Genomic DNA, 6,537 nt, shown 5'->3' with positions numbered 1-6,537 from the left:
GTGTTTTTTGAATATTTTTATTCGACCGTTTTCTTTTTAAACAAATCGTATAAATCAACCACGATTTGTTTAAAAATAAGCCTAGATATTATCAAATCTCGTTGCGAACTCAGCGACATCATTCCAATTAGTGTATTCAATTTCTGTATTTGGGTCGGTTGGCCCGTCTGTCATTTTCATAATCAGTCTGATCATCACTCTATCAAACCATTTATAGCGGGGATAAAACAGCGCACCTGCAAAAACAGACTTCACGGTCGGTTGCCATGGACACTTCTCTAAGAACTTACGAGTATAGGCATTCGTCTCAACAGTATTCTTACCTTCTTTTCTTGCTGTAAGGTTAACGGCAAAGAATCCCGTCTTCATCGAATTAAGTTGATTTTGATGGGTTGTGGCAAAACGCACTAACTGCTTATTGAAATGTCCATAACGAATAGAAGCTCCCACTAGCACCTTTTCGTAAGCAGATAAGTTAAAGCTTTTATCTGAATTCAAATCACGAATATCACACTCACGCCCAGCGCGACGTAATTGATCTGCCATTTTAAGTATGATTTTTTTGGTTTGCCCATCGGTGCTTGAGTGCAAAAGTAGATAACTCATTTTTCTTCCTAATCGTTACTATCTATATACGTTAGCGACGCAGTTATATTACTCACGCCAGAAAGTTGGGGTCAGTAACACTAATAAAGTAAACACTTCCAAACGACCAAACAGCATCGTGACAACTAAAATCCATTTACCTGCAGGATTCATTGTTGTGAAGTTATCAGCAACAGTACCTAAGCCAGGACCTAAGTTATTCAACGTTGTTGCAATCGCTGAGAATGCAGAAAACTCATCCACCCCAGTGGCGATTAAAAGCAACAAGCTAACCACGAAAACTAAAGCATAAGCAGAGAAGAACCCCCAGACAGCTTCAATGATCCTTTCAGGCAGCGCCCGCTGCCCTAATTTAATGGTATAGACCGCATTAGGATGTACTAATCGCTTTAATTCTCGTGAGCCTTGCAGGAACAGTAAAAGGATACGAATAACTTTTAATCCCCCTCCCGTTGACCCTGCGCATCCACCGACAAACGCCGCACATAATAGAAGCATTGGTAAGAACAGCGGCCAGCCAGAAAAACTATCGGTGGTGAAGCCCGCGGTAGTCGCCATCGAGACCACTTGGAAAAAGGCTTGATCCAGCGTTTGTCCAAAGCCAGCATATACGGAGTGATACATCAGCACCGCGGTACAGATCACGACTAGAACAAACTGGAAACTGATGAACATTCTAAATTCAGGGTCGCGCCAATAAATTCCAAGGCTTCTTCCCGTTAGAACCGCAAAGTGCAAACCAAAGTTACAACCCGAGATAATTAGAAAGACGCCAATAATGGTATTAATGGCAGGACTATTAAAGTAGCCGATGCTGGCATCATGGGTAGAAAACCCACCGATCGCGATGGTTGAAAAACTGTGTGATATCGCATCGAACACATCCATACCGGCGATCCATAATGCAATCGCACACGCAATAGTTAGCAATACATAAATAAGCCAAAGGGTTTTTGCCGTTTCCGCAATTCGCGGACGCATTTTGTTATCTTTTAATGGCCCCGGCATCTCAGCCCGATAGAGCTGCATCCCCCCGACACCTAAGAGAGGCAAAATCGCGACAGCGAGTACAATAATCCCCATCCCTCCAAGCCATTGCAGCATCTGCCGATAGAATAAAATCGCTTTCGGAAGAGAGTCTAATCCCGTCAGAGTTGTTGCACCGGTAGTTGTTAGCCCAGAAAAGGATTCAAAGAAGGCATCTGTAACAGATAAATTGGGTTTTTCAGAGAAGATAAATGGCAGCGCCCCGACACTTCCTAGCACCGTCCAGAACAGAACAACGATTAAAAAACCTTCTTTTGCTTTTAATTCATGTCGGCTATTTCGCGTAGGTAACCATAAAAAAAGCCCAATCAGCAATGCTGTTATAAAAGTTTGACTGAATGCTCGTCCCGCACCATCGCGATATATCAGTGCGACAATACCAGGTATGACCATAGTAAAAGAGAAGATAATGACGAGTAACCCGACAATACGAGTTATTGCGCGAAAATGCATTCGGCCGGTTCCTTGCTATGCTGTTTGCTCTTGTGACGGTTCTAAGAGAGTAACTTCCCCACGACTGATATCACGTAATTTATCATTGACCTCCTGCTCACAAGTAGCAGGAATAGAAATTTGCAAAGATACAGACTCATTATAATCACTGAGCAATATAGTACCATTTACCTGAGCTAATAATTGCTCAACTCCATTGATAAGTGAGTAATCACATACCACATTGAAGATTTTTTGAGGGACTTTCGTTTGTGTTGGGAGCAACTTCAGTGCCTGCTGAACCCCACTGCCATAAGCACGGACTAGTCCACCCGTACCTAGCTTTATTCCACCAAAATAACGCACAACAACGCAAGTGATCTCACCTAAGTTGCTACCTAATAGCTGCGCCATAATGGGTTTACCTGCCGTTCCCGTAGGCTCTCCATCATCAGAAAAACCTAACTGTTGAGAATCATCAGGTCGCCCCGCCACAAATGCCCAGCAATGATGCCGGGCATCGGGGTATTGCGCTTTAATCGATTGAATATAATCTTTCGCAGCTTCAATACCCTCGGTATGAGCGATATAAGTAATAAAACGGCTTTTTTTGATCTCTTCCGAAAAAGAGATCGTTTCTGCCGGAATTGAGTACGCTTTCATTACGGTAAATGCAAATCTCGAGTCATATTTTCAATATGGTTATGATGGATAACAATATTATCTTCAATTCGAATACCACCATAAGGTTTGAAGTGCTCGATTTTATCCCAATTAAAGTGCTGACTGAACTCCCCTGTACGCCACGTAGAAAGCAGAGACTCAATAAAGTAAAGACCCGGCTCGATAGTTAACACCATTCTTGGTTCCAAAATACGAGTGCAGCGTAAGAATGGATACATTTTCGGTGCAGCTAAATGAGTACCATCTTCATCCTGCATAAAACCTGCCACATCATGCACTTGCAGACCTAATGGATGGCCTAATCCGTGTGGTAAAAATGGTGTTGTTAGACCATTTTCAACCATCGCATCTTCGCTAATTCCTTTCACGATTCCATGTTTAGCGAGTAATTTCGCAATACGGTGATGCATATCGACATGATAATCGGTATAACGTACGCCAGCTTTAATAGACGCGATCAGCGCGAGTTGTTCTGTATTCAAATCCGCAACTAATTCTGCAAATTCGCTTTTGTTCTTAGCGGCATAAGTACGAGTAATATCAGCGGCATAACCATTGTACTCAGCACCGGCATCAATCAAGAAACTACGTAATTCACTCGGAACTGTTTGCTGTAATTTAGTGTAGTGAAGCACGGCTGCATTTTCATTTAAAGCCACAATGTTACCGTAAGGTACATTCGTATCACGATGCCCTGTCGCTTCTAAATAGCTAATATTAATATCAAATTCACTAGCCCCAGCTTGGAAAGCTTCGAAAGCTGATAAGTGACCATTCACCGCCATTTTTTGGGCTTCACGCATGCAGTACAGCTCATAATCTGTCTTATATGAACGGTGATAATGATAATAATCGAGTACAGGTTTTGGATTGATATTGTGTGTCGAAATACCTAGAGATTCAGCTTTGTTTGCAGAGGAGCCAATATAAGCTAGATGCTCTTTCGGTAAATTAGCTAAAAAGCCTTTAATTTCATCCGCATTTTTTAGATGAATAAGCTCAACTTCTTTCGTCCAGAAGCTAGTTGGTAAAGGTTCAACGCTATGCCAATAATCAACGGGTGAGTAAAACCATAACTTCGGCTTATTCACTCCGTCGACTAATAACCAGGAGTGAGGGACATCCGTCACAGGAACCCAAGCTTTGAAATGCGGATTTACTTTAAATGGGTAGTCACTATCATCGAGAAAAATGCGAATTGGCTCTCCCGAATGAATCAAGATGGCATCTAATTTACTGCGTTGTAAAACTTGCTGAGTCGTTTCTTGTAACGTTTTAATATGTTCTGCGTAGAGTCCAGCCAGTTTTTCCATTTCGTTCAACCTTTCAGTATTAGTTAGAAAAATCAAGCTTATCACGTTCTGCTAATAACGTGTATGCACTCAATGACAAGATAAAATTAATGCATTGATTATTAATGAAAATATCATTTTCACCTTGTGTTATTTACCTTAATTCCTGTGAGCCGCCTTCCAGTTTTGTTATTAACCATTTGCATTTAATTAACATTATCGTCACACTAATTTTCATCTGGTCATACCAGATAAGACCGCCACATAAAGGAGAACAGCATGCTTTATCAAAGTGAGACAATCTCTATTCAATGGTTGAAAAAAGGTATTGCAGAACTGGTGTTTAACTCATCAGGACCAATCAATAAATTGGATACACATACCGTCGCTTCACTTGATGAAGCTATTGCAGTACTCGAACAACAAAGCGATTTACAAGGCGTTATTTTGCGCTCAGATAAACCCGCTTTTATTGTTGGCGCCGACATCAAAGAATTTTTATCCCTATTCGAAGCATCCAAAGAAACCCTCAGTGACTGGCTTGGCTATGCAAACAGCATTTTTAATCGCCTTGAAGACCTTCCCGTCCCAACGATTAGTGCCATTAATGGTTATGCGCTGGGTGGTGGCTGTGAGTGTGTACTCGCTACTGATTTTAGAATTGCGTCACCGGATGCCAGAATTGGCCTACCTGAGACTAAGTTAGGGATTATGCCTGGCTTTGGCGGGTCAGTACGTTTACCTCGGCTTATTGGTCTTGATAGCGCTCTGGAAATTATCACTGCAGGTAAAGATGTTAGTGGGCCTCAAGCGCTTAAACTCGGTTTAGTGGATGCGATTGTCGAAACTGAAAAATTACCACAAGCGGCCTTACAAATCATCGAGCAAGCTATCTCTGGTGCACTAAATTGGCGTCAAGCACGACAGCCAAAACTTGAGCCGTTAAAACTTAGCGCACTTGAGCAGGCAATGAGCTTTAATGTTGCTAAAGGCATGGTTTATCAAGTTGCAGGGAAACACTACCCTGCACCAATGAGCGCCGTCAATACCATCGAAAAAGCCGCTAACTGCACCCGCGATGAAGCGTTGAAACATGAAACTGCCGCGTTTGTCCCGTTAGCTCACAGTGATGTTGCTCGTGCATTAGTTAGTGTTTTCCTAAATGATCAACAGGTTAAATCTACCAGTAAAAAAATTGCAGGCTCCGCAGGTGCTCCGACACATGCGGCTGTTTTGGGTGCGGGTATTATGGGTGGCGGCATTGCTTATCAATCTGCGAGCAAAGGCGTTCCCGTTCTAATGAAAGATATCAATGAAAAATCATTAGATTTAGGTATTGATGAAGCGAAAAAGCTTCTTAATGGTCAATTTGAACGGGGAAAAATAACTGCAGATAAGATGGCGACAACACTAGCAGCTATTCACCCTTCGTTGTCCTATGCTGGTATTGAAAATTCTCAGGTGATCGTTGAAGCTGTCGTTGAAAATCCTAAAATTAAAGCTGCCGTACTGTCTGAAGTAGAATCACTCATCACATCAGAGACTATACTGGCTTCTAATACTTCAACCATTCCAATTACCGAGTTAGCAAATTCTCTTAAACGCCCAGAAAACTTCTGTGGCATGCATTTTTTCAATCCTGTTCACCGTATGCCTTTAGTCGAAATTATTCGAGGTGAAAAAACCAGTGATGCCACCATCGCTAAAGTGGTTGCTTACGCGAATAAAATGGGGAAAACCCCTATTGTTGTAAATGACTGCCCTGGCTTTTTCGTTAACCGTGTTCTTTTCCCTTACTTCGCTGGTTTTAACTTGCTGCTTCAAGATGGTGCCGATTTTAGAGAAATCGATAAAGTCATGGAAAAAGAGTTTGGTTGGCCAATGGGGCCTGCTTATCTACTTGATGTTGTCGGGATTGATACCGCATTTCATGCAGAGCAAGTCATGGCTCAAGGCTTCCCGCAAAGAATGCAAAAAGTAGGTAAAAACGCCATCGATATTATGTTTGAACAACAACGTTTTGGTCAGAAAAATGGCAAAGGCTTTTATCAATATGAAAAAGATAAAAAAGGAAAACCAAAGAAAATTGATGACCCAAAAACCGATGAATTATTAAGTTCGATTCGCCAAAATAAGCGTTCTTTTACTAAAGATGAAATTATTGCTCGAATGATGGCACCAATGGTGAACGAAGTGGTTCGCTGCCTTGAAGAAGGTATTATTCAAAGCCCTTCAGATGCAGATATTGCGCTAGTTTATGGACTAGGCTTCCCACCATTCCGTGGAGGTGTTTTCTGCTATCTTGACACACTCGGTAGCCAGTCTTACGTCAAAACTGCGGAGTCCCACTCCCATTTAAGCCCGCTTTATCAGGTTCCAAATGGATTAAAAGAAAAAGCGGCCACTAACGCCAGATACTATCCGCAGCCACCGGTTGTGGCTATTGATGTTAAAAAAGTTGCGAGAGGTTAATCCT

Annotated in this window: 5 protein-coding genes; 1 reads left to right on the top strand and 4 read right to left on the bottom strand. The window is 42.0% G+C overall.

The genetic code is table 11. The annotated features are described in order from the left end of the window. Positions 1-81 precede the first annotated feature (81 nt). The 4 genes from hemG to pepQ are packed head-to-tail and all read right to left on the bottom strand — an operon-like array spanning position 82 to position 4,082. Complete coding sequence (hemG, locus tag PR799_RS13360) at positions 82-606, bottom strand: menaquinone-dependent protoporphyrinogen IX dehydrogenase (protein WP_154626095.1); 525 nt, start codon at positions 604-606, stop codon at positions 82-84. A gap of 48 nt (positions 607-654) precedes the next feature. Next, entirely contained in the window at positions 655-2,106 is a 1,452-nt protein-coding gene (gene trkH, locus PR799_RS13355; RefSeq protein ID WP_108479348.1) for a Trk system potassium transporter TrkH, read from the bottom strand. A gap of 15 nt (positions 2,107-2,121) precedes the next feature. Then, positions 2,122-2,748, bottom strand: a complete 627-nt coding sequence (locus tag PR799_RS13350; protein ID WP_154638724.1) for an IMPACT family protein — start codon at positions 2,746-2,748, stop codon at positions 2,122-2,124. Next, a complete protein-coding gene (gene pepQ / locus PR799_RS13345; RefSeq protein WP_272522375.1) occupies positions 2,748-4,082 on the bottom strand; it encodes a Xaa-Pro dipeptidase in 1,335 nt (444 codons plus the stop codon). The genes PR799_RS13350 and pepQ overlap by 1 nt, the downstream gene beginning before the upstream one ends. 258 nt (positions 4,083-4,340) lie before the next feature. Here pepQ and fadB point away from each other — a divergent pair, with 258 nt between their 5' ends. Continuing rightward, a complete protein-coding gene (fadB, locus tag PR799_RS13340) occupies positions 4,341-6,533 on the top strand; it encodes a fatty acid oxidation complex subunit alpha FadB (protein ID WP_272522373.1) in 2,193 nt (730 codons plus the stop codon). Positions 6,534-6,537 lie beyond the last annotated feature (4 nt).

Origin of the sequence: Providencia sp. PROV202 (assembly GCF_028479565.1) — a bacterium.
In the GTDB taxonomy this organism is placed as follows: domain Bacteria; phylum Pseudomonadota; class Gammaproteobacteria; order Enterobacterales; family Enterobacteriaceae; genus Providencia; species Providencia zhijiangensis.
The sequence above is the reverse complement of the archived record's forward strand: the minus strand, read 5'-3'. Positions and strand labels throughout refer to the sequence as shown.

What these genes read in the sequence shown, in the direction of transcription:
- hemG (WP_154626095.1), bottom strand. Translation starts at nt 606, where the DNA reads ATGAGTTATCTACTTTTGCACTCAAGCACCGATGGGCAAACCAAAAAA.
- pepQ (WP_272522375.1), bottom strand. Translation starts at nt 4,082, where the DNA reads ATGGAAAAACTGGCTGGACTCTACGCAGAACATATTAAAACGTTACAA.
- PR799_RS13350 (WP_154638724.1), bottom strand. Translation starts at nt 2,748, where the DNA reads ATGAAAGCGTACTCAATTCCGGCAGAAACGATCTCTTTTTCGGAAGAG.
- trkH (WP_108479348.1), bottom strand. Translation starts at nt 2,106, where the DNA reads ATGCATTTTCGCGCAATAACTCGTATTGTCGGGTTACTCGTCATTATC.
- fadB (WP_272522373.1), top strand. Translation starts at nt 4,341, where the DNA reads ATGCTTTATCAAAGTGAGACAATCTCTATTCAATGGTTGAAAAAAGGT.